A 21,916-nucleotide genomic window follows, 5' to 3' on the forward strand; every position below is an offset into this window, starting at 1 on the left:
GAGAGGTAAATGCCGTGCCCACCCCGGACCGTCGCCCACGTGGCCATAACAGACGAGCCCAGCAGCGTCGACAAGACGAATCACAAGGATCCCTGCTCCATCGTATCAATGCCGCTACCCTGCCCCTGCGCCAGCGCATAGGCCAGGGGATGCGTGGCCTTGGCCAGCGCGGCCAGGAGGCCAAAGCAGGCAAATTCAAGCTGACCAGCCCGCTGCCCCGCAAACACACCATAGGCCTGCTGGTTCTGGTGCCCATCTGGCTGCTGTTGCTGGCCTGGGAACCCGCGCCTGCCGCCCCGAAAGTCGCCCCGTCCGGCTCGCTCGAGGTCCCCCTCGCCGTGCCCGCCCAGGCCCTGACGGCCGGCAATGGCAGCTCGACTGCAGCCAAGCCGGTCGAAGAGAAAGTGGACGGTACCTGGCTGCAGCACGACGTGCAGGCCGGCGAGACCCTCTACTCCATCTGGCGCAAGTTCGAGCTGCCGGGGGCCGAGCTCAGCCGACTGATCGCCATCGAAGGGCCTGATCGCCCGCTGACCCGGCTGCAATCGGGCAAGTCGGTGTTCATACTGATCGATGACAACCGCCGCATCCAGCGGGTCGAGATCCGCTCCTACGGTCAGGCCATCTATCGCTATGACCGACAGGGCGAAGGGTTCGCCCTCAAGGAGTAATGAAACGGGAGGCCATGGCCTCCCGTTTTTTTGACCTGACGCCATGAAATAAGCCGCTGACTTCACAATATTTTTAGCTTGCTCAAAAAATGAAAAGCGCCAAATTGACAAGGGATCGCGCTCACGTACAATCGTTTGTGCTTTAGACAGGGATTGTTCTACATGCTACTGGGACAAATTGACGTGGTCAGTCATGCTGCAACCCCTGATTTCTAGGCAAATGCTGCCCAACAAGGCTTAGTTTCATTTTGTTATAGATAGGACTTACCACATGTCTGACATTCGCACCGGCCAAGTAAAATGGTTCAATGAGACCAAGGGTTTTGGCTTTATCGAGCAATCCCAGGGACCGGACGTTTTCGTTCACTTCTCCTCCATCCAGAGCACAGGCTTCAAAACCCTGGCTGAAGGTCAAAAAGTCCAGTTCACTGTGACCCAGGGCAAAAAAGGCCCTCAGGCTGAGAACGTTACCCTGCTCTAAGCCACGCCAGTGAGCCTGTAGGAGGAGACTTGCTCCTCCTATTTTTTTGTCTGTCATTCCCTGCCCCGTATCAGGCGAGCCCTTCGCCGCCCTGACCTTCCCCTCCCCTCTCCCAAGCCGCCTACGCTCAGCTGCCGCCGCCATAGTCCATGGACCGAGGGCAATGACGGGAAACCGGCACAGATGCTGACAAGCGGATATGGCAAAGCATCGCGGCGCGATACGGGATCTATTCGAAAGGGGATAAGAAAAAGAATGAACGACTAGGACTACGAAGAGAAATTGGAGCGGGAAACGAGACTCGAACTCGCGACCCCGACCTTGGCAAGGTCGTGCTCTACCAACTGAGCTATTCCCGCAACAGGATGTCACTTGCAAATGTGTTGGAGCGGGAAACGAGACTCGAACTCGCGACCCCGACCTTGGCAAGGTCGTGCTCTACCAACTGAGCTATTCCCGCAACAGGATGTCACATTGCAAATGTTTGGAGCGGGAAACGAGACTCGAACTCGCGACCCCGACCTTGGCAAGGTCGTGCTCTACCAACTGAGCTATTCCCGCAACATAAATGGTCGTTTTGCGCTGGTGAAGATGATTGGAGCGGGAAACGAGACTCGAACTCGCGACCCCGACCTTGGCAAGGTCGTGCTCTACCAACTGAGCTATTCCCGCATCGGGCTGGATTGAACCAGTTTCATCATCACATTTTGGAGCGGGAAACGAGACTCGAACTCGCGACCCCGACCTTGGCAAGGTCGTGCTCTACCAACTGAGCTATTCCCGCAACAGCGTTGTCATTTTGTGGTCTGTGAGGATGATTGGAGCGGGAAACGAGACTCGAACTCGCGACCCCGACCTTGGCAAGGTCGTGCTCTACCAACTGAGCTATTCCCGCATCGGGCTGGATTGAACCAGTTTCATCATCACAATTTGGAGCGGGAAACGAGACTCGAACTCGCGACCCCGACCTTGGCAAGGTCGTGCTCTACCAACTGAGCTATTCCCGCACACACCATAAAATGGCATCAAAACAAATCGTGCAGCATTTGGTTGCTTGCGCTACTGCACGGGAGCCGAATTATAAGAGCAGTCTTTCCAATTGCAAGGGCTTTTTCGTCTGGTTGCGCGCGTTCGCTCAAAAGCTGGCCGAACTGTCGATTTTAGCAACCGATCGATGGCAACTCCTTGCCTGGCACTCAGATCTTGAAGACATGGCTGCGATAGAAGCGCAGCTCGGCGATGGATTCGCGGATGTCGTCCAGCGCCTGATGGGAGCCACTCTTGCTGAACTGATCCAGCAGTTCGGGCTGCCAGCGACGTACCAGCTCCTTGATGGTGCTGACGTCGACGTTGCGGTAATGGAAGAAGGCCTCCAGCTCGCCCATGTGCTTGACCATGAAGCGGCGATCCTGGCCTATGCTGTTGCCGCACAGCGGGCTGGTACGCTCCGGCACCCACTCCTGAATGAACGCCAGCGTCTCGGCCACAGCGCGCGCCTCGTCGTGCTGACTCGCCTTGACCCGGGCCACCAGCCCGCTCTTGGTATGGGTGTTGACGTTCCAGTCGTCCATCTTGGCCAGCTCTTCATCGCTCTGGTGGATGGCGATGACAGGCCCTTCGGCCAGCACGTTCAGATCCTTGTCGGTGACTATGGTGGCGATCTCCAGTACCACGTTCTGTTCGGGGTCCAGACCCGTCATCTCCATGTCGATCCATACCAGGTTCTGCGCGCTGACTGTCATGATTGCTCTCTCTATTGGGAGGAATGGCGGAATTTTGCCAATTTGCATGTATCATACTGGCTTTGGATCTGTTCATAAACTGGCGAATCGAGTGGCAAAGAAAGCAAAACTCAATCTGGGTCAACAAAGGCGCGTCCAGGCCAACCGCGAGCGGCGGCTGCAAAAAGATCACACTACTGTCGTGGATGACACCCTGTTTGGCCCGGCTATCGAAGGGGTGGTGATAAGCCGCTTCGGTCAGCATGCGGACGTGGAAGCCGTCGATGGCACCATACACCGCAGCAACCTGCGTCGCAGCAGCATCAGCAGCCTGGTGTGCGGCGACAAGGTGGTCTGGCGTCCCGGCCTCAATGCCGCGACCGCAGGGGTCATAGAGGCGGTGCATCCGCGCCACTCTGTGTTGACCCGGCCGGACTTCTACGACGGGGTCAAACCCATCGCCGCCAACATAGACCAGATCATCATCGTCTCGGCGGTGATGCCCGAGTTCTCCACCAACATCGTCGACCGCTATCTGGTGGCCGCCGAGGATGTGGAGATACAGCCGCTCATAGTGCTGAACAAGGTCGACATGCTCGATGCCGCGGCCCGTGCCCGCATCGATAGCCAGCTCGACCCCTATCGCAAGCTGGGCTATCAGGTGATCCTGGTCAGCTGCGAGAGCGGCGAAGGGCTGGATGAGCTCAAGGCCCAGTTCGAAGGCAAGATCAGCATCTTCGTCGGCCAGTCCGGGGTGGGCAAATCGTCGCTCACCAACGCCCTGATGCCGGGGCTGGATGTGCTGACCGGCGAGATCTCCGAAAACTCGGGACTCGGTACGCACACCACCACCACAGCGCGGCTCTATCACTTCCCGAGCGGCGGCGATCTCATCGATTCCCCCGGGATCCGCGAGTTCGCCCTCTGGCATCTGGAAGCCGATCGCATCACTTGGTGCTTCATCGAGTTCCGCGACTACCTGGGTGGTTGCCGATTCCGCGACTGCACCCACAAGGACGATCCCGGCTGCGCCCTGCGTGCGGCGGTCGACCGTGGTGACATCAGCGCCGATCGCTTCCACAACTATCACCGCATCCTGGAAACCATGCAGGAAGCCCGCCACGGTCGGCAACAGGCCCGACTGTGACCCATTCAACTTATTATTTCGATGAAGATCATGAGCATCACTGACAACCTGAAAATTGCCGGTCAATACTGCCTGCCCAAACACGCCCTCTCCCGTCTGGTGGGCAAGCTGGCGGCTGCCGAAGCAGGCAACCTCACCACCAGGGTGATAGAGGCGTTTATCAAGCAGTACGGCGTCGACATGAGCGAGGCGCTGCACGAGAGTCCGGCCCACTACAAGAGCTTCAACCAGTTCTTCACCCGTGAGCTCAAGCCGGGGATACGTCCGCTGGTCGAGGATGCCATGACTCTGGCCCTGCCGGTGGACGGCACCGTCAGCCAGCTCGGCCCCATCCATCAGGGTCGCATCATCCAGGCCAAGGGCCACGACTACAGCGCCCGTGAACTGCTGGGTGGCTATGAGGATCTGGTGGCGCCGTTCAAGGATGGTGACTTTGCCACCATCTATCTGGCGCCCAAGGATTACCACCGCATCCACATGCCGCTGGACGGCGTGCTGGAGAGCATGGTGTTCGTACCGGGGGATCTCTTCTCCGTCAACCCGCTCACCGCCGAAAACGTGCCCAACCTGTTCGCCCGCAACGAGCGGGTGGTCGCCACCTTCCGTACCCCCCATGGTCCCATGGCGCTGGTGCTGGTTGGTGCCACTATAGTCGCGAGTATCGAGACCATCTGGGCCGGCAATATAGCGCCGACCAAGCAGAAGGAAGTAGTGCGCTGGGATTACAGCGGCGATGAGGCCATCACACTGCAAAAAGGGGCCGAGATGGGCCTGTTCAAGCTCGGCAGTACAGTCGTATGCCTGTTTGGACCCGGCATGCTGGCGGGCTTCGAGCCGCATCTGGCCAATGGCGTCACCACCCGCATGGGTCAACCCTTTGCCACCTTGGCGGCCAAGGCATGAGTGAGCAGCCAGGCGCCTCGCAACCAAAGAACCCGCTGCACGGGCTGACCCTGGAGGCGATCGTCACCGCCCTGGTCGAGCACTATGGCTGGGAAGAGCTGGGACAGCAGATCAACATCCGCTGCTTCACCGACGATCCCAGTATCAAGTCCAGTCTGAAGTTCTTGCGCAAGACTCCCTGGGCCCGGGAGAAGGTCGAAAGCCTCTATCTCTATGTCCAGCGCAAGCAAGCCAAATCGAAGAAGGAAGGGCCAGATGGCGTTTAAGATTACCTACACCTACAAGAAACAGACCAAAGAGCTCGGCTATGCGAACGACAAGTTCCGCAGCATCTACGACGCCATTGCCGCCGCCGAAGGGCTGGACCTCGCCAGCTTCCACGCCATGGAGGCCCAGCTGGCGCAGGTCTGCCGCCGCGACAAGAAGAGCGTGAAGGATTACCAGGAGAACTACTTCAAGGAGCTGGGTTTCTCCAACATCGTCATCGAACGGGACAATCTCGAAGACAAGCAGGAGTAAGCATGCGCACTCTGACTCTGATGGCCGCCTCCCTGCTGCTGGCGGCCTGCAGTACCCCGACCCAGCATATGGTCGGCAATGATCAGGATATCCACGGCTGTCGTGCCAGCGCCGGTTATCAATGGTCAGCGCTGACCAACCAGTGCGTGCGTCTGTTCGAGCAGGCGGTGCGGCTGCAATCCCTCGAAGCGAACGAAACCGGCAGCGCCTTCGTGCTGTTCAACGCCGACCAGAGCCAGGCCGAACTGACCCTGCCAAGCGGTGAGCAGACCCGCCTGACCCGGCAAGGGGACGAAGGCAACTGGTTCTGGCAGGGCGGCGCCTATCAGCTCTTCCCCTGGAAGGGTTATCTGCTCAAATCCGGCGAGCAGGCACTGTTTCACGGCGACAGCGCCCTCTGATTGCCAGCCCATGCCATCAAACGCCCCGGTTCCTGCCGGGGCGTTTTTTTATGGCTGGCCGCACCATGCTGGCATGCGGGAGTGGCAGCCAGGATAAGCGGATGGCGGCATTCCCCGCCTTGCGGCACACGGCCCCAAAAACAAATACCCCGTTGCAGGCAACGGGGTATTTGGTGCGAGCCGCCAGGCAAGCGGGCGGCTGACGGAGGCGGATCAGTTGCCCAGAGTAGAGAACAGGCTCTGTTCCAGGCTGCCGCGAGAGACGCAGACCGGGGTGATGGAGGGTGCCAGCACGCGCTCGCCGGAGGATTCGACGAAGTAGAGCTGGGTGTTGCCCTTGACGTTGACGGTCGCCACGCTGTTGTTGCCGCTCTGGGTGATGATCAGGTTGATCTGCAGATTGGGGTTGCCCAACGCCACTTTGGAACCCATGGTGCCGCAATCCAGCCACTCCAGGCCATCGGCCGAGTTCTCGACGTTGGCGGTCATCAGGCCTGAGCCACGCTGGCTGTTCTCGATGTTGAGGCCGTGATCGCCAAACCACTTCTCGGCGCGGGCCCACACCAGATCCACCGGGATCTGCATCTCCTGGGTGTTGTTGGTCGCCTTGGCAACCGGCGGGGTATAGCGGTACTGCTCGCCGCCATTGTTGTCGCTGGCACAACCGGCCATCAACAGGGCCAGGGCTACTCCCACAATCTTTTTCATGCTGCTTCTCTCATCCATATAATCCGGCCATAGGCCAACCGGCGGCTATTATGGCGTCAGCGACATAGACTGTCAGCAGAGATCGACAGAAATGCATCAGCCTTAACCCAAGCTTTACAAAACCAGCCTGCTATCATAGATTTGCTCGAAATTTCCCCCGTGAGTGTCTGCGTGAATTCCTTGCTCACCCTGACTCTGCTGCAGCAGATCATCGATCAGTTACCCATGAATATCTTCTGCCGGGATACGGCCGGACGCTACCTGTTTGCCAACCGGGTCTTTACGGAGCAGGCGGGCCTGTTGCAACCGGCGGATCTCATCGGCAAGACGGACGCGGACATGCCGTGGGGCGACATCTTTCGGGAAGAGGATCAGCAGCTACTGACGGATGGCAAGCCCCTGCTCTATCAGCAGTTGCACTGCCACAGCGGCGATGCCACCAGCTGGATGGAGATCCACAAGATCCCGCTCTATGACGAGCAGGGCAAGCCGGTTGCCCTGTTCGGCATGGTCAACGAGATTGGTCAACGCAAGGAGCTGGAGCAGACCTTCCGCCAGCAACAGCTGCTGCAGCGCCGCCTGCTGGACGCCATCCCAGATCCCATCCGGTTGGAGGATCATCAGGGCCTGCTCATCGACTGCAATCAGGCCTTTCTCGACTTCATGGGCATGGTGACGAGCGAGGCGCTCGGCCAGCGGGTGGCTCACCGCCTCTCCACCGAGCTGCCGATGGGGCGCGGTGAATATTGTCTGGTGGATGCCAGCGGCCAGGGCCGCTACCTGGAGGTCACCCGGGTCGATGTGCCGGACGACGAGGGCAACTCCCTCGGCATCCTGACGTTGAGCCGAGACATCACAGGGCTGCGCACCACCCAGGCCCAGCTGCAGCAGGAGCAGCACTACGACAGCCTGACCGGCCTGCTCAAACTCTCCCACTTTCTGCAGACCAGCCGCCATCTCGGCGCCCGCAAGGCCAGCCTGCTGCTGGTCGATCTGCAGCACTTTCGCGAGATCAACGACCGCTTCGGCATCCGGGTGGCCGATCGTCTGCTGAGTCAGGTGGCTCGTCGCCTGCAACAGCTGGCCCCGCCCCAGTCGCTGGTGTGCCGGGTCGCCGCCGACGACTTCGCCATGCTGCTGCCCGAGCTGACCGAACCGCTGGCCGACTGGAGCCGCCGCCTGCAAGGGGAGCTGATGGTGCCCTATCAGGTCGAGGAGCACAGGATCCAGATCCCGGTGTTCCTCGGCATAGCCCACGGCAAGGCCAACGATGCGGAGCGGCTGCTGAGCCATGCCGAGGCCGCGCTGGCCCAGGGCAAGCGTCAGCAGCAGCACTGCACCCTGTTCGATCCCGAACTCGATGCCAAACTCAAGCGCCGCCAGCTGATCGCGGCCCAGCTGCCGCTGGCCATCAAGTCGGGTCAGCTCACCGCCGTCTATCAGCCCATCATCAGCACCCGCAACAACCAGCTGCACGGGGCCGAGCTGCTCTGCCGCTGGCCTCACCCCGAGCTCGGCATGATCTCGCCGGATGAGTTCATCCCGCTGGCGGAGGAGCTGGGGCTCATCGGCCAGCTCGGCCAGCGCATGCTGGAACAGGGCTGCGCCCAGCTGGCGCGCTGGCAGGCGGCGGCGCCGGATCTGGTGCTCTCCATCAACCTGTCGCCGCTGCAATTTCGCGATCCCGAGCTCTGCCCGCAGATCTACGCCTGCATCGAGCGCCACGGCCTGGCCCCCTGGCAACTGGAGCTGGAGATCACCGAAGGCGTGCTGATGGAGAACGCCGACGAGATCGAGAGCAACCTGGCCAACCTGATCGAGGCGGGATTCCAGCTCGCCATCGACGACTTCGGCACGGGCTACTGCTCGCTCGCCTACCTGCCGAGGCTGCAGGTAGCCACCCTCAAGCTGGACCGCAGCTTCACCCAGGGGCTGGCCACCAACCAGGCCACCACCGCCATAGTGCGCTCCGTCATAGGTCTGGGTCACGAGCTGGGGATCAGGATCACGGCCGAAGGGGTCGAAACCCCAGAACAGCAGGCCTGGCTGGTGCAGGCCGGTTGCGATCGGCTGCAGGGCTACCTGTTCAGCCGCCCCCTGCCCCCCGACGAGTTTGCCCGCAGCTACCGGCTGCCCGGCGCCTGACCGCCAGCCAACGAAAAGGCCACCCAGAGGGTGGCCTTTTGCTTGTCAGGCAGACAGTCAGCTGTGCTTCAAGCGCTTACTCCTGGAAGTAGGTGCCCCAGCCGTCATAGTCCACGCCGTATTTCTGAAGGATAGGCAGCATCTTTTCGATGTCGGCGACTATGGTCTCGATCTCCAGCTTGCACTCGACGGTGGCGTCGAAGCAGAAGATGGGGGCGCCGTCATCCAGCTCCATCTCTTCGGCATCTGTCACTTCAAAACCGGCCTTGAACAGGTCGACGGCGGCCTTCTCCAGCTGATCGAAATCCTGGCAGGCGAAGTGGTGCTCAATCTCGTATTCCAGATCCGGGTTGCTGCCATCGGCCAGCAACTCGTTGACGATGGCGGTGGTCTCTGCACGCCACTCTTGCATATCAAGACTCATATTAACCCCAGATGGTACTTGGTTGGTGTCAAATGCCGTCGGCCACAGGGTGCCTGTTCAGACTCGCTGCACCCCGGGCGGCATAGTTGCGGCAAAGCATACCCGCAGAGCGCATCCGGCTCAATGCGGCAAACCAAGATAGCGGGTCCGCCACGGCCACCCCAAATGGGGTGCCATCACAAAAGGTTAATAAAGTGTAATCTGCCACCGCCCACATCATGTCCCATACGGAACTTCACCAGAGAGGTCGCCAGCGGCATAACGCAATCGAAAAGCACTTTAATATCAGTACTATCAACCAGCCTGAACACGGTGACAAGGCCAGGCCCGGGGTGTATCAAGGGACGCGGGCGGAGCACTGCCCGTACGGAAAGAGGAGCCAGCAGGGCTCCCTTTTTATCATGTGAAGGAGCACATAGATAATGCCTAAAAAAACAATAATGAGCCTGCTCATGGGCTCAACCCTTATGATTGGAAACCACGCCATGGCCGCCCCGGTACATGGCCCGTTCGATGCCCCTCTGGCGGACGAGGTGAAGGTGCTGGAGATGCTCAAAAAGAGCGGCCGCATCCCGACCCTGGCCTCTCCCGAGATGGAACAGGCCGCCCTCGCCAGCTTCTACCGCGAAAAGTCACGGGCCTACAACGGCAGCAGTGGCACCCTGGCGGTGAAAGAGGGCAGGGTGCGGGAGACCATCCTCAAGAAGATCCGCTTCAACGGCACGGCCCGTCCTGGCGATCGGGTGCCCACCCTGCTGCTCAAGGCCATCGAGAAGGAGCACTACCAGGGCAAGATGCGCAAGGACAAGATCCTCGCCATCCTGGTGGACTTCCCCGACTACCCGAAGAACAGCGTCAGCCCCGAACTCACCAAGATGTACTACCCGGATTACACCCAGGCGCACTACAACGACCTGCTGTTCTCCGACAAGGGCTATGCCGGCCCGAACGGCGAGAAGTTCATCTCCATGCGCCAGTTCTACGAGCAGCAATCCGGCAAGAGCTACAGCGTGCGCGGTCAGGTAGCGGGCTGGTATACCGCCAGCAAGAATGCCGCCTACTACGGTGCCAATGCCACCCCGAACACCATACGGGACCTGGTGAAGGAGGCGCTGATCCAGGTAGCGAACGACCCCGCCATCGATCTGGCCCAGTTTGACCAGGAGGATCGCTACGATCTGAACGGCAACGGCAACCGGGACGAGCCGGACGGCCTCATCGACCACCTGATGATCTTCCACTCCAGCGTCGGTGAAGAGGCTGGCGGCGGCGATCTCGGCGAGGATGCCATCTGGGCACACCGCTGGAACCTGGGTGCCCCCTTCCCCATCCCCGGCACCAGCAGCCCGCACGGCAGCTTCGGCGGCCAGTTTGCGGCCTACGACTACACCATTCAGCCCATAGATGCGGCGGCCGGGGTCTGTGCCCACGAATATGGCCACGATCTGGGGCTGCCGGATGAGTACGACACCAAGTACACCGGCAAGGGAGAGCCGGTAGCCACCTGGTCCATCATGTCCTCCGGCTCCTGGGCCGGGGTCATAGGCGGCACGGAGCCGACCGGCTTCTCCGCCTGGGCCAAGGAGTTCCTGCAGGCCTCCCTCGGCGGCAACTGGCTGCATGGCAGCAATGTGCAGCTCGCCGACCTCAGCCCCCGCGGCAATGTCTACATGCTGGATCAGGCCAATGACAAGGGTCGCAACGACGACGTGGTGCGCATCAACCTGCCCGCCAAGCAGATCCCGCTCAACCCGCCCTACGCCGGCCAGTACCAGTACCACGGCGGCAAGGCCAACAACCTGGACAACCGCATGAGCCTCAGGCTGGATCTGGGCGGCAGGCAGAGCGCCAGCCTGGCGTTCAAGGCCTGGTATCAGATTGAAGAGGGATATGACTACGCCAGGGTGCTGGTCAACGGCCAACCCATCGCGGGCAACCTGACCACCAGCGACGATCCGAACGGGGTCGGCTTCGGCGTCGGCATCACGGGCAATTCCAATGGCTGGACCGATGCCGAGTTCGACCTGACCCCCTGGGCCGGTCAGCAGATCACCCTGACCCTGCAATACCAGAGCGATGGCGGCGTGGCCGAAAACGGGCTGTTCGTGGATAAGCTCCAGGTGGCTGCCGACGGTGAGGTGCTGCTGAGCGACGGGGCCGAGGGCAGTTCTGCCTTTACCCTGGCCGGCTTCGTGAAGAGCAACGGCAACGAGGCCAAGGATCACTACTACCTGGCCGAGTGGCGCAACCACGCCGGGGTCGACAAGGGGCTGGCCCACATCAATGTGGCCGATCAGCTGATGCGCTACGAGCCGGGCATGCTGCTCTGGTACGTGGACAACAGCCAGGCCAACAACTGGGTGGGTACCCATCCGGGTGAGGGCTTCCTCGGGGTGGTGGATGCGGATCAGCGCACCCTTATGTGGAGCGATGGGGCCGTGGCCGGTACTCGCTACCAGATCCACGATGCCACCTTCAGCCTGGGCTTCCAGCAACCGCTCAACCTCAAGCACCCGAGCGGCTCCTTGCTGCGCGACTTCTGGATCACCCCGAACCGGGTGTTCAAGGATTCCCGCAGCTACCAGAGCAAGGAGATCCCGGATGCCGGTCGTCTGCTGCCCGAATACGGGCTCAAGATCAGCGTCACAGGCCAGGCCCGTGACATGAGCACAGGCAGGATCATCGTCAGCCGTCATTGAGTCATGACACTGGCGTTCAGGGGGCCTCAGGCCCCCTTTTTCATGGCAGCAAACAGGCAGACAGCACAACAGGGCACGAATGAGGGAAAAAACGGATGACAAGCGGGCAAATCGTTCGGTTATCGAGCGAACGGTGCAGCAATCTGCGCCCTGCGGTTGACACCCGAACGCAGAAAGGGTTTAATGCGCGCCGTTGCCCAGATAGCTCAGTCGGTAGAGCAGGGGATTGAAAATCCCCGTGTCGGCGGTTCGATTCCGTCTCTGGGCACCAATAATTCCTCCTTAGTTCAGTCGGTAGAACGGCGGACTGTTAATCCGTATGTCGCTGGTTCAAGTCCAGCAGGAGGAGCCAAATTTGAAAAGCCCGCTCATCGAGCGGGCTTTTTTCATTCAGGTCAGCTGCCGTTGCAGGCCGCCAATAGCAGCGTTGCCCCACAGGTGGCGCTAAACAGCCACAGGCCCGTTTGCAACACCCCCTCCGGATCCACCTCTTTTTCTTTTTTCCTGAATCGTATCCACTTAGGCTTCATCGAGCCCACCTCAACCTGTTGCGGCGCGTATCCCCTGCCCAGCTCGGCAGGCGAGCCATCTTTGTGTAACCACCAGCCAGCGTCAACTCCCTTCTCGACAATAAATTCATCAGCCAGACGCCCGCGTCTCGACTCATGACAATGTTAACAATTTGGAAAACCGGCGTGACCCATACCCACGCCAGGGCTATGATGAGGCCGACGATTTTCCTACCCTCAGGGAGACCCAAGATGAGCAGCCCCTTGCGTTACGTGCTGGACGGCATCCATTGCGAACCACACTTCTTCACCGTGCCCCTCGACCACCAGCAGCCGGACGACGAGGAGACGCTCACCCTGTTTGGTCGCACCCTCTGTCGCCAGGACAGGCTGGACGATGAGCTGCCCTGGTTGCTGTTCCTGCAGGGAGGCCCCGGCTTTGGCGCCCCGCGCCCGACCGCCGACAGCGGCTGGCTCAAGCGGGCCCTGCAGGAATTTCGGGTATTGCTGCTCGATCAGCGCGGCACCGGTCACTCAGCCCCCATCAGCGCCGATGCGCTGGCCCAGCTCACGGCCCGGCAGCAGGCGGATTATCTCAGCCACTTTCGCGCCGACAGCATAGTGCGGGACGCGGAATGCATTCGCGAGATCTTGAGCCCGGACCACCCCTGGAGCCTGCTCGGTCAGAGCTTCGGCGGCTTTTGCAGCCTCACCTATCTCTCCTTGTTCCCGGACAGCCTGCACGAGGTCTACCTCACCGGCGGGGTAGCCCCCATAGGCCGCAGTGCAGATGAGGTATACCGCGCCACCTATCAAAGGGTGGCGGACAAGAACCGCGCCTTCTTCGCCCGCTTCCCCCATGCCCAAGCCATCGCCAACCGGCTGGCCAACCACCTGCACCGCCACGAGGTACGCCTGCCCAACGGCCAGCGTCTGACGGTGGAGCAGTTGCAGCAGCAGGGGCTGGATCTCGGCGCCAGCGGCGCCTTCGAGGAGCTCTACTACCTGCTGGAAGACGCCTTCATCGGTGAGCGGCTCAACCCCGCCTTCCTCTATCAGGTACAAGCCATGCAGCCGTTCAACACCAATCCGGTGTTCGCCATACTGCATGAGTCCATCTACGCCGAAGGGGCCGCCAGCAACTGGGCGGCCGAGCGGGTCAGAGGCGAGTACCCGGCCCTGGCCTGGGCGCCCGGCAAAGACTTCGCCTTCACCGGCGAGATGATCTTCCCCTGGATGTTCGAGCAGTTCCGCGAGCTCATCCCCCTGAAGGAAGCCGCCCACCTGCTGGCCAAGAAGGCCGATTGGGGGCCGCTCTACGACCCGGCGCAACTGGCCCGCAACACAGTGCCTGTGGCCTGCGCCGTCTATGCCGAAGACATGTATGTGGAGTTCGACTACAGCCGCGAGACCCTCAAGGGGCTTGGCAACAGCCGCGCCTGGATCACCAACGAATACGAGCACAACGGCCTGCGGGTCGATGGCGAGCAGATCCTGGACCGACTCATCCGCTTGAACCGGGATCGCTGATCCCGACCGGGCGACGAGCCCGCAGCCATAACACCATAATATCGAGGGCGACCCATGAGTCGCCCCGCTCCCTGGAAGCAGCACAATAATAAGGACACCCATTGGATCACCCGGAAATCTCGGCCGGCTGGCTGAGCCGCCTCTTCTATCACTGGACGGGCCCGCTGCAACGCAAGGGGCTGAAAGAGCCCCAGGTCGGCCTCGACGACCTCTATCCCCTGCTGCCGGAAGACAGACGCGATGGCAGGGCCGATGCCTTCCTTCGACTCACAGCCCGCGCGCCTGTGCGTCCCTGGCCCATCACCGCCTTCATCTGGCGCCATTACAAGGGGCGGATTGGCCTGCTCACCCTGTTGCAACTGCTCGGCATGCTGGCGACCCTGGCCAGCCCCTGGCTGCTCAACCACAGCATGACCCAGCTCGGTGCGGGCGCCCCCACGGAGCAGAAATTGCTGCTGGCCTTCGCCCTGTTTGCCTCGGTGCTGGCCGCCGGCATGCTGGCGGAGCACTCGCTGCAGCTGGCGCTCAAGATGCACGTTCCCATTCGCCGTCTGCTGGCCGAAGCCCTGCTCGCCAAGGTGATGAAACTCGGCGGCAAGAGCTTCGACGACAGGGCCGGTGGCCGGGTGCAGAACCTCATCAACCGGGACGTGTGGGACATTACTTGGATTCTTGCGGACCCGGCCATGCCGCTCACCATGGCACTGCAGTTGCTCGGCACCATAGCCCTGCTGGTGTGGCAGGTGGGCAGCGCCGGTCTGGTAGGCTTTGCGGTGCTCACCCTGCTGCTGCTCATCTCCACCCGGGTGGTGCGGCGGATGAACCAGCAGGAGCAGCAACTCAAGCGCCAGCAGGACGAGCGCAACGGCATACTGGCGGAATACATCAAGAAGCTGCGGCTGGTGCGCCAGAATGGGCTCGGCGCCTTCTTCACCCGCGCGGCCAACAACAAGCGCCAGCAGGAGCTGGGGGTGCTCGGTCGGGTGCTCAAGCTCGACGCCATCAACGACAGCCTGATGCTGAGCACGCCGCTGCTGGTGACGCTCGCCACCTTCACCACCTATCTGGTATCCGGCCAGAGCCTGACCCTGCCCCAGGTGTTCACCACCATAGCCCTGTTCGCCGTGCTGCGGATCCCCATGATGCGACTGCCCTATCTCATCCGCACCCTGATCAACTTCAACACCGGCTTCAACCGGCTGTGCGAGTTCCTCAACAGCCCGGAGCAGCACAGGGATCTCACCGATGCCAGCCTGCCCGTCGGCAGCCTGCGGATCCAGGACGTCACCGCCCTGCACCAGCAAAAAACTGTGCTGCAGGGGGCCAGCCTCATCATACAACCGGGGGAACTGGTGGGGATCACGGGCACGACCGGGGCCGGCAAAAGCTGCCTGCTGCACCTCATCGCCGGCTTTGACGACAGTTTCGAGGGGGAGATCCGCCGTCACGGCCGGGTCGCCCACCTGGGTCACAAGCCCTGGCTGATGAACGACACCATCCGCAACAACATCCTGTTCGGCCAGCCCTGGCACGGCGAACGCTATCGCTGGGTGCTGGGGGCTTGCGCCCTCGGCGCCGACCTCAGCCTGCTCAGCCATGGCGATCAGACCCTGGTGGGGGAGCTGGGCACCCGCCTCTCCGGCGGCCAGCAGCAGCGGGTCGCCCTGGCCCGCGCCCTCTATGCCCAGGCCGACATACTGCTGCTGGACAACCCTCTCTCGGCGCTCGATCCCATCGTCTCGGCCCAGGTGCTGGAGCAGGGGCTCGCCTTCAAGCCGGGACCGACCCGGCTGCTGGTGAGCCACGATCCTGACGTGCTGGCCCACTGCGATCGGGTGATCCGCATCGAGCAGGGCCAGTTGGTGGAGCTCGATGCCCACCAGCTAGCGGACCTAATCCAGCATCCGCTCCCCGCCCCCATGGTGGCCCCCCAGGAGGCGGAACAGTTCAACGAAGAGAAGGTGGTGGAAGGCAAGGTGGACTGGGGCCTGTTCGGCTTCATGTGGCAGCGCCTCGCCGCCCCCGGCGCCATCCTGATCGCCCTGCTGCTCACCCTGGGTCAGGAGGGGCTGCGCATCGCCTCGGATCTCTGGCTCGGCGGCAAGGCCGGCCTCACCGGGGTGAGCGAGCTGCTCGGCATCTATGTGCTGCTGGGGGCCGGCTCCCTCACCTGCATCATGGTGGTGCGGGTCATCAACTACAAGCTGGGGCTCAAGCTGGCCTGGACCCTGTTCGACGGCATGCTGAGCCGCATCAGCCGTGCCCCCATGGCCTTCTTCGACAAGGTGCCCCAGGGGCGCATCCTCAACCGCTTCGATCGGGATCTCGGGGAGGCGCAGGAGATACTGCTGTCCATGCTGATGGGGCTGTTCGGCATGCTCATCTCCGTGCTGCTGCAGGTGGTGGTGATAGGCGTCAACATGCCGCTGCTGCTGCTCATCGCCCCCCTGGTGGGCTGGGCACTCTACGTGCTGCAGCGACGCTACCGGGCGGTGCAGCTCAAGCTGCGGCGGCAGGCATCCGTGCTGCGCTCGCCGCTCTACATCAGCATCAGCGAGACCATCCGCGGCGCCCCCGCCCTGCGCCTTGCCGGGGCCGAGCGCTTCGCGCTGGATCAGGTGCTGCTGCACTATGACAACAACCTGCGCAGCTGGTACACCACCACCTCCATCAACCGCTGGCTCGGCATGCACCAGACCCTGCTCTCCGCCGCCCTGGTGGGCGCGGTGGCGCTGATGGTGGCCTTTGGCAACAGCTCGCTGCTGGGGGCCGTGGCCATCACCTACGCCTTTACCGCCTCGGCCATGCTCAACTCCCTCATTCGCACCTTCGCCGAGGTGGAGCAGGTGATGAATGCGGTGGAGCGGGTGCGCGAGTACAGCGAAATCGAGAGCGAACGCCAGCATGGGGAAGCGCTGGCGACGCCCCATCCCAGGGTGCGCTTTGACAACCTGGGGCTGCGCTATCCGGAAGCCAGCCAGTGGGCCCTGCACAAGGTGAACTTCGAACTGGCCCCCGGCGAAAAGGTCGGCGTGTGCGGACGCACCGGCGCGGGCAAGAGTTCGCTGCTCGGGGTGCTGCAGGCCATGTACCCGGCCTCCCAGGGAGAGATCCATTACGGCGATCAGCCGCTGTCCCGGCTTGCACCGGAGGCGGTGCGCGATCTCTACGACACCGTCTCCCAGACGCCTCTCACCTTCTTCGGCACCCTGCGCGCCAACCTGGCGCCGCTGACCGAACAGGATGACGAGGCGCTGGAGCAGGCGCTGGCCCGGGTCGGTCTGGCCGAGCGCTGCGCCGGCCGGCTGGATGAGGATCTCGACAAGCTGCAGCTCTCGGCCGGCGAGACCCAGCTGCTGGTGATCGCCCGCATCCTGCTGTCACGCCGTCCGCTCATAGTACTGGACGAGGCGACCTCGGATCTCGATCACGGCGGCATGCGCAAGATGGCGGAGCTGCTCTATCGCTACCGGCCCGAGGCCAGCTATCTGGTGATCGCCCACCATCTGGAGCCGCTGCTGTCGGTGGACAAGGTGGTGGTGATGGAGGCGGGAACCGTGGTGGAACAGGGCTCGCCGGTCAGCCTGCTGGCCAACTCCCACTCCCGCTTCCATCAGCTGTTCGTGGGCCAGGTCAATCGGCAGGTGGCCCAGATAAGCTGAGGCCGAAAATAACAAGGGCTGCTCGCGGGCAGCCCTTGTTCTTTGGTGGAGCCTCAACGCTCCATGATCTGGGTGACGTCGTCCTTCTTGATCATCACCTCCCGCCCTTCGGTATCGTAATAGCGGTACATGCCGGTGCTCTCATCCAGCTTGGGCTTGCTGTCGGTGGTGATCATCTTCCCGTCCTTGGTACTCATGATGTATTGAGAGCTACACGCCACGAGTCCCAATGCACACACCAGGATCATCATCAGTTGCTTCATCGCCTGTCTCGTCTCCCTCTTCACCCTCACCACGAGGATGGTGACTGAAGCCTAGCTCAACCCCATTGTCCCGGAAAAACAGATTGCCGGAACGGGATCCATGTCAAAAATCAGCTACTTACGACCACCCGGCTTGCCACTGCCTCCGGTGCCCGGGCCGCAGCCGAGCGCCAGCCGATCCGCCGCGGCCCTGGCCTGTACCAGGCCATAGCCATAGCTGTTGTCGCGCCCAGGCGCCCCCAGATCCTGAGCACTGCTGCGCAGGGTCTGGCGCAGCTGATCGTTGCTGCACTCCAGCCGCTGTGACCAGGCCAAAGCAGCGACCCCGACCACGTGCGGCGTCGCCATCGAGGTGCCGCTGTAGTTGGCATAGCCGGTCGGCACGGTGGAGAGCACGGCGACGCCGGGGGCGGCCAGCTCCACCTGATCGTTGCGTTGGGAGAAGTATGCCAGCTGCTTGTTGGCATCGATGGCAGCCACGCTCACCACGCTGCCATAGGAGGCCGGGTAGGATTTGCTGGTATTGCCCGCATTGCCTGCCGCCGCCACGCTCAACACGTTCTGGCCATAGGCCTGATTGAAGGCCTGCTCCTCCGTCTTGCTGGGCACATTGCCCCCCAGGCTCATGTTGATGACCATGCGGGTAAAGCCGCGACTGGTCATCCCCTGCTTGCAGGCGTTGAGGGCCCCCACCAGGTTCGAGGTATAGGCCCAGCCGTTGGCGCCGAACACCTTGATGATGTGCAGCGGCACGCTCTGGTTTGGCAGCACCCCGACCACGCCGATATCGTTGCCCCCCACGGCGGCTATGGTGCCCGCCACATGGGTGCCGTGCCCGTTCTCGTCGCTGCTCCAGCTGCCGGTGCCTGCGTTGTCACTGCCCTGCACCTGAGCCCCGTGGGGCAGATCTGGGTGGGCGCCGCTGTAGCCTGAATCTATGATGCACACCAGCACCTCTCCCGCCGCCGCGTCACTGAGCAGCGGAGCCTGCACCATGGGAATGCCGTAGGGCAGGGTCTCGGCGCTGGTGTAGCGTTTGGCATCCGGCTCGACCCACAACACCTTGGGGTTGCGGGCCAGGGCCGCGGCCGCCACCTGGGGCAACCAGAGCGCCAGCGCATGCTGCTCAGGCAGCTGCAATGCCAGCTCGCCGCCCATTCCCTTGCTCTGGGCCAGCACAGCCGCCTCGCCACCCGCTGCCAGCTGCACCAGATAGCGGGCCCGCTCGGCGGCCATGGCGCCCTGCCCCAGCACGCCTGCCACCAGCAGGCCTATCCATATCCGTCTCATAGGTCACTCCTTGCATCGACCTGATTGTCACTCGCAAAGTGTAGTGCCCGGCTGGCGCAGGCCCAAGCGGATACAAAAAGGCCGGACATCTGTCCGGCCTCGTTATCACTATTGGCTCATTGCTTGGCGGGCTGACGCTCGCCGGTCACGATGGGGTTCTTGGGATCCGAGCTCCACTCATACCAGCCGCCGTCGTAGACGCTGATCCGCTTCCAGTCCATCAGCCAGGCGTAGAAGAAGGCCTCGGAGGCGCGCCAGCCGGTACCGCAGTAGAAGGCGGCCTGCTGGGCCGGCTCAATATTCCACTCGTCCCACATGGTGAGGATCTCCCCGGCCGGCTTCATGGTGCCATCCGGGTTGTGGAAATCGCTCATGCTGTTGGCATCCACACCGCCGCGACCCCACTTGGCCCCCGGGATGTCGCCCTTCGGCTTGATGTAGCTGTAGCCGGAGGTGTTGCCGACGAACTCGTCCCAGGTACGCACGCTGACCAGGGCGCCATCGGGCTGCTTGAGCAGCGCCTTGGCCTGGCTCAGGGTGGTGTAGTACTCGGGATGGGCCGGAATGGCGACCCCAAACTCCTTCACCGGCTCATATTTGTTGGGCAGGCCGGTCTCGGTACGCAGATGCTGCACGAACCAGGCATCCAGACCACCGTCCAGCAGGCGCACGTCCTGCACGCCGGCATACATCATCAGATGCGCCGCGCGGGCGGCGGCCATGGTGTTGCGGCCATAAAGGATGACTGTGGTGTCGTGACGGATGCCGTTCTCCAGCAGCAGCGCCTTGAGCGCCTCGTCAGAAACCTTGTTCCACAGCGGCTCCTCTTCCAGACGGTTGGTATCTATGTAGCCGGCCCCCGGGATGTGGCTCAGCAGGTAGGCCTTGGGCGAACCCCAATCCACTTCGAACAGCTTCCAGTCCCCTTTCGGCGCCGCCGCGACCGGCTTGCCTTCCTGCAGATCCGCCAGCCAGCGCGGATAGACCAGCTGCTGCCAGCGCACCAGATGGTCGCGCGGTGCGGCTTGCCAGCCTTGCAGCTCAAACAGCTGCTTGATGCCCTGCTTGCGCAGCATGCGGGCCACTTCGGCCACTTCCCGCGGCGCACCATAGAGGGCGACCGGACGATCGGCTTTCAGGCCCTTGATCTCGAGCGCCTTGGGCCACTCGTCATCGCTGTATTTCCACTCGGCGGAGAGGTTCTCGGCGCCGGCCACATGGCCGCCCTGTTTCTCGCCTTCCATCGGCCAGCCCTGATAGAAGTGGCTGGCACGGGTGTCCAGCATGACCGCCTGCTTGCTCTTGGCGTCGGCCAGCGAGAGCGGCGGCAATTCGGCGGCAAAGGCGGGCAGTGCGCACCAGAGCAGTAAGGTCGCCAGCGCGGCCTGCAGGAAGCGAAGATGTCGTTTCATGGTGATGTCTCGATTCATAGTGAACAGGGTTAAAAAATGGAGCGGCCCAGCCGCTCGGCCAGCAGCTCCAGCGCCGCCGTGCCCGCCAGCGAGTTGCCCGCCTTGTTGAGCTCGGGCGACCAGACACAGATGCAGAGCTCACCGGGGATGAGCGCCATGATACCCCCTCCGACCCCGGATTTGCCCGGCATACCGACCCGATAGGCAAAATCACCGGCCTCGTCATAGAGGCCGCAGGTGGCGAGCAGCGCATTGACCTGCTTGGTGGTGCGAGCCGGCAACAGCGGCGTGCTCTCGCCAAGCGGCAGCCCGCGATTGGCCAGATAGAGGAAAGTACGCGCCAGATCGACGCAGCTCATGCGAATGGCACAGGCATTGAAGTAGCTCTGCAACACCTTGTCCACTTCATTCTCGAAGTTGCCATAGGCCTTCATCAGATAGGCGATGGCCGCATTGCGGGCCGAGTGCTGATATTCGGATCGCGCCACCACCTGATCCGCCATGATGGCCGGATTGCCACTCAGGCGGCGCACCAGCTCCAGGGTACGCTGGCGCGGCGCCGTGAGCCGGGTCTCCAGCAGATCGCTCACCACCAGGGCACCGGCATTGATGAATGGATTGCGAGGAATGCCGTGCTCGAACTCCAGCTGCACCAGGGAGTTGAACGGCTGGCCGGAGGGCTCCTTGCCTACCCGGGCCCAGATCTCCTCCTCCCGATAGAGGGTGAGCGCCAGCGTCAGGCTCAGGGCCTTGGAGATACTCTGGATGGAGAAGGGCTCGAAGGCGTCACCTGCGGTGAACAGCTCCCCCTCCACGGTACAGACGGCAATGCCGAGCCGGTCGGCCGGCACCCGGGCCAGGGCGGGAATGTAGTCGGCCACCTTGCCCTGTCCGAGCAGCGGGCGCACCTCTGCCAGAATGCTGGCCAGTAATTCGGATGACAACACCATAAAGGATTCCATGACTAAAACGGGTGTGGAGATCCCATCCCCACCGACAAAAATCCCGCCAGCGGCGGGACTTGTCTATCTACCCACAACAAGGCGCCTGCAACAGGCGACCGAGTCTCAGGCCGGTTCACCGTACCAGAGGTCGAACAGCTCGGTGACCACCACGGCTTCCATCCCCTTGCTTTCCAGCCAGGATTTGACGACGGCGCGGTCTTCTTCGGTACATTTGCCCAGTTGCTGAGTGCAGATCATCCCTTCCCAGGCCAGGTGGCCTGAACCGGCGAAAGCCAGTCTACGGGGTTCAACAACCTCATCGATCATCGCATCGACTACTGTATCGATGGTCGCTTCGGCAGTGCCGACCGGGAAGTTGAAACTGATGTCGAATCCCATTTCCTGGAATTCGTCGACTCGCAGTTTCTTACGCAGACGGCGGCTACGATTGGCCATGATAGCTCCTTAGGTTAGTTGACTCGTTAAA

Annotated in this window: 20 protein-coding genes and 9 tRNA genes; 13 read left to right on the forward strand and 16 right to left on the reverse strand. The window is 62.2% G+C overall.

Going from position 1 to position 21,916, the window contains the following annotated elements:
• The first annotated feature begins 14 nt into the window (after window positions 1–14).
• Entirely contained in the window at window positions 15–671 is a 657-nt protein-coding gene (locus BN1118_RS11950) for a LysM-like peptidoglycan-binding domain-containing protein (protein WP_043556257.1), read from the forward strand.
• A 271-nt stretch (window positions 672–942) separates the two neighbouring features.
• Entirely contained in the window at window positions 943–1,152 is a 210-nt protein-coding gene (locus tag BN1118_RS11955; protein ID WP_005327092.1) for a cold-shock protein, read from the forward strand.
• Window positions 1,153–1,435: 283 nt separating this feature from the next.
• On the opposite strand, the gene BN1118_RS11960 is transcribed toward BN1118_RS11955, so the two are convergent.
• The 8 genes from BN1118_RS11960 to orn all read right to left on the reverse strand — a co-directional run bounded on the left by BN1118_RS11960 (window position 1,436) and on the right by orn (window position 2,894).
• A tRNA-Gly gene (locus BN1118_RS11960) sits at window positions 1,436–1,511 on the reverse strand.
• A gap of 25 nt (window positions 1,512–1,536) precedes the next feature.
• Window positions 1,537–1,612 (reverse strand) — tRNA-Gly (locus BN1118_RS11965).
• 25 nt (window positions 1,613–1,637) lie between these two features.
• Window positions 1,638–1,713 (reverse strand) — tRNA-Gly (locus BN1118_RS11970).
• Window positions 1,714–1,748: 35 nt separating this feature from the next.
• Window positions 1,749–1,824, reverse strand: a tRNA-Gly gene (locus BN1118_RS11975).
• Window positions 1,825–1,860: 36 nt separating this feature from the next.
• Window positions 1,861–1,936: transfer RNA gene (locus BN1118_RS11980), tRNA-Gly, on the reverse strand.
• Between the two features lie 35 nt (window positions 1,937–1,971).
• A tRNA-Gly gene (locus BN1118_RS11985) sits at window positions 1,972–2,047 on the reverse strand.
• Between the two features lie 36 nt (window positions 2,048–2,083).
• Window positions 2,084–2,159 (reverse strand) — tRNA-Gly (locus BN1118_RS11990).
• Window positions 2,160–2,348: 189 nt separating this feature from the next.
• Window positions 2,349–2,894 carry an oligoribonuclease gene (gene orn, locus BN1118_RS11995; protein ID WP_043556260.1) on the reverse strand — a complete coding sequence of 182 codons (546 nt, stop codon included), beginning with the start codon at window positions 2,892–2,894 and terminating at the stop codon, window positions 2,349–2,351.
• Window positions 2,895–2,985: 91 nt separating this feature from the next.
• On the opposite strand from orn, the gene rsgA reads away from it, so the two are divergent.
• From rsgA to BN1118_RS12020, 5 genes are read left to right on the forward strand one after another with little or no spacing between them, the layout of a single operon-like run.
• Window positions 2,986–4,020, forward strand: a complete 1,035-nt coding sequence (rsgA, locus tag BN1118_RS12000; RefSeq protein WP_042870911.1) for a small ribosomal subunit biogenesis GTPase RsgA — start codon at window positions 2,986–2,988, stop codon at window positions 4,018–4,020.
• A 30-nt stretch (window positions 4,021–4,050) separates the two neighbouring features.
• Complete coding sequence (asd, locus tag BN1118_RS12005) at window positions 4,051–4,923, forward strand: archaetidylserine decarboxylase (protein ID WP_043556302.1); 873 nt, start codon at window positions 4,051–4,053, stop codon at window positions 4,921–4,923.
• Window positions 4,920–5,189, forward strand: coding sequence for a VF530 family protein (locus tag BN1118_RS12010; protein ID WP_043556262.1), 270 nt, complete (start codon window positions 4,920–4,922; stop codon window positions 5,187–5,189). Before asd ends, BN1118_RS12010 begins: the two co-directional genes overlap by 4 nt.
• Entirely contained in the window at window positions 5,179–5,442 is a 264-nt protein-coding gene (locus tag BN1118_RS12015; RefSeq protein WP_043556263.1) for a DUF2960 domain-containing protein, read from the forward strand. Before BN1118_RS12010 ends, BN1118_RS12015 begins: the two co-directional genes overlap by 11 nt.
• A 2-nt stretch (window positions 5,443–5,444) precedes the next feature.
• Window positions 5,445–5,843 (forward strand): hypothetical protein, encoded by a 399-nt coding sequence (locus BN1118_RS12020; RefSeq protein ID WP_043556264.1) that lies wholly within the window; start codon window positions 5,445–5,447, stop codon window positions 5,841–5,843.
• 213 nt (window positions 5,844–6,056) lie between these two features.
• On the opposite strand, the gene BN1118_RS12025 is transcribed toward BN1118_RS12020, so the two are convergent.
• A complete protein-coding gene (locus tag BN1118_RS12025; protein ID WP_017410927.1) occupies window positions 6,057–6,551 on the reverse strand; it encodes a hypothetical protein in 495 nt (164 codons plus the stop codon).
• A 171-nt stretch (window positions 6,552–6,722) separates the two neighbouring features.
• Between BN1118_RS12025 and BN1118_RS12030 the strand changes: the two genes are divergently transcribed.
• Window positions 6,723–8,696 carry a sensor domain-containing protein gene (locus BN1118_RS12030; RefSeq protein WP_043556265.1) on the forward strand — a complete coding sequence of 658 codons (1,974 nt, stop codon included), beginning with the start codon at window positions 6,723–6,725 and terminating at the stop codon, window positions 8,694–8,696.
• A gap of 76 nt (window positions 8,697–8,772) precedes the next feature.
• Here BN1118_RS12030 and rraB read toward each other — a convergent pair whose 3' ends face one another.
• Window positions 8,773–9,120 carry a ribonuclease E inhibitor RraB gene (gene rraB, locus BN1118_RS12035; protein WP_080741122.1) on the reverse strand — a complete coding sequence of 116 codons (348 nt, stop codon included), beginning with the start codon at window positions 9,118–9,120 and terminating at the stop codon, window positions 8,773–8,775.
• 452 nt (window positions 9,121–9,572) lie between these two features.
• Here rraB and BN1118_RS12045 point away from each other — a divergent pair, with 452 nt between their 5' ends.
• The 3 genes from BN1118_RS12045 (at window position 9,573) to BN1118_RS12055 (ending at window position 12,171) form a co-directional block, all read left to right on the forward strand.
• A complete protein-coding gene (locus BN1118_RS12045) occupies window positions 9,573–11,819 on the forward strand; it encodes an immune inhibitor A domain-containing protein (protein ID WP_244463603.1) in 2,247 nt (748 codons plus the stop codon).
• Between the two features lie 195 nt (window positions 11,820–12,014).
• Window positions 12,015–12,090 (forward strand) — tRNA-Phe (locus tag BN1118_RS12050).
• A 5-nt stretch (window positions 12,091–12,095) separates the two neighbouring features.
• A tRNA-Asn gene (locus BN1118_RS12055) sits at window positions 12,096–12,171 on the forward strand.
• A 43-nt stretch (window positions 12,172–12,214) separates the two neighbouring features.
• On the opposite strand, the gene BN1118_RS22375 is transcribed toward BN1118_RS12055, so the two are convergent.
• Window positions 12,215–12,349, reverse strand: a complete 135-nt coding sequence (locus tag BN1118_RS22375) for a hypothetical protein (RefSeq protein WP_156994929.1) — start codon at window positions 12,347–12,349, stop codon at window positions 12,215–12,217.
• A 231-nt stretch (window positions 12,350–12,580) separates the two neighbouring features.
• On the opposite strand from BN1118_RS22375, the gene BN1118_RS12065 reads away from it, so the two are divergent.
• On the forward strand, window positions 12,581–13,858 hold the full coding sequence (locus tag BN1118_RS12065) for an alpha/beta hydrolase (protein ID WP_043556269.1): 1,278 nt from the start codon (window positions 12,581–12,583) through the stop codon (window positions 13,856–13,858).
• 101 nt (window positions 13,859–13,959) lie between these two features.
• Entirely contained in the window at window positions 13,960–17,520 is a 3,561-nt protein-coding gene (locus BN1118_RS12070; RefSeq protein WP_043556271.1) for an ATP-binding cassette domain-containing protein, read from the forward strand.
• A 53-nt stretch (window positions 17,521–17,573) separates the two neighbouring features.
• Here the strand turns inward: BN1118_RS12070 and BN1118_RS12075 are convergent, their stop codons facing one another.
• The 5 genes from BN1118_RS12075 to BN1118_RS12095 all read right to left on the reverse strand — a co-directional run bounded on the left by BN1118_RS12075 (window position 17,574) and on the right by BN1118_RS12095 (window position 21,885).
• Entirely contained in the window at window positions 17,574–17,783 is a 210-nt protein-coding gene (locus tag BN1118_RS12075) for a YgdI/YgdR family lipoprotein (RefSeq protein WP_042870938.1), read from the reverse strand.
• A 114-nt stretch (window positions 17,784–17,897) separates the two neighbouring features.
• Window positions 17,898–19,073, reverse strand: a complete 1,176-nt coding sequence (locus BN1118_RS12080; RefSeq protein WP_043556273.1) for a S8 family peptidase — start codon at window positions 19,071–19,073, stop codon at window positions 17,898–17,900.
• 116 nt (window positions 19,074–19,189) lie between these two features.
• Entirely contained in the window at window positions 19,190–20,485 is a 1,296-nt protein-coding gene (locus tag BN1118_RS12085) for a sulfurtransferase (protein ID WP_043556275.1), read from the reverse strand.
• 29 nt (window positions 20,486–20,514) lie between these two features.
• The gene (glsB, locus tag BN1118_RS12090; RefSeq protein ID WP_043556277.1) at window positions 20,515–21,435 is read right to left on the reverse strand and encodes a glutaminase B; all 921 of its coding nucleotides are present in this window, start codon (window positions 21,433–21,435) and stop codon (window positions 20,515–20,517) included.
• Window positions 21,436–21,552: 117 nt separating this feature from the next.
• Window positions 21,553–21,885, reverse strand: a complete 333-nt coding sequence (locus tag BN1118_RS12095; protein ID WP_042037566.1) for a YggL family protein — start codon at window positions 21,883–21,885, stop codon at window positions 21,553–21,555.
• Window positions 21,886–21,916: the final 31 nt, after the last annotated feature.

This window comes from Aeromonas bestiarum, assembly GCF_000819745.1.
Classification (GTDB): Bacteria; Pseudomonadota; Gammaproteobacteria; order Enterobacterales; family Aeromonadaceae; genus Aeromonas; species Aeromonas bestiarum.